This is a genomic window from Vibrio sp. 1078-1, assembly GCF_033340475.1.
This window is the reverse complement of sequence record NZ_JAWOWM010000516.1, coordinates 1-626: the sequence shown is the minus strand read 5'-3', so window position 1 is coordinate 626 and position 626 is coordinate 1. Positions and strand designations below refer to the sequence as shown.

At 41.5% G+C, this 626-nt stretch carries 1 pseudogene; it reads left to right on the top strand.

Annotated elements, in window-relative coordinates:
* A pseudogene (locus R7190_RS28520) lies at positions 1 to 405 on the top strand (tRNA epoxyqueuosine(34) reductase QueG); the annotation flags it as partial.
* Between the last annotated feature and the right edge of the window lie 221 nt (positions 406 to 626).

Here is a 626-nt window from a genome sequence, read left to right as displayed (position 1 = left end):
TGTGATGACTGCCAACGCGTCTGCCCATGGAACCGCTATGCAGACGTTACCGAACAAGAAGATTTCCATCGCCGGGAAAGCTTTCACAACCCAGACTTAGTTGAATTATTCCAATGGGACGAGGCGACGTTCTTAAAAAATATGGAAGGTTCTGCTATCCGTCGTATCGGTCACGAACAATGGCTACGTAATATATCTGTCGCACTTGGTAATGCAGAATACAGCCAACGGGTGATAGACGCACTTAATGCGCGACTTGGTGAAAGTAAATTACTGGATGAGCACATCGAATGGGCACTTACCCAGCAGCTCAACCATATCCCTTCTGTAGATGCAGAACCGATTGAGACGAAGAAAAAGCGTTTAATTAGAATTGTTGAGAAAGGCTTACCTAGGGATGCCTAGTGCGTAGCCTATATGCAAGAGATTGAAAACACTTTTTGCATGCTCAATACATGACCCTGTTCTCAATTCTGTAATGTGGAAAAAAATTCTAGATTTGATTAAAAATGGGTTGCAAAAAAAAGTTAAACACAACCTGAGTAAATGACTAGGATCAAAAAAACACAAATTAATGATTCTGATTTAACGCACCCGATCCGCAATAAAAGCAACTTTCCCGATAA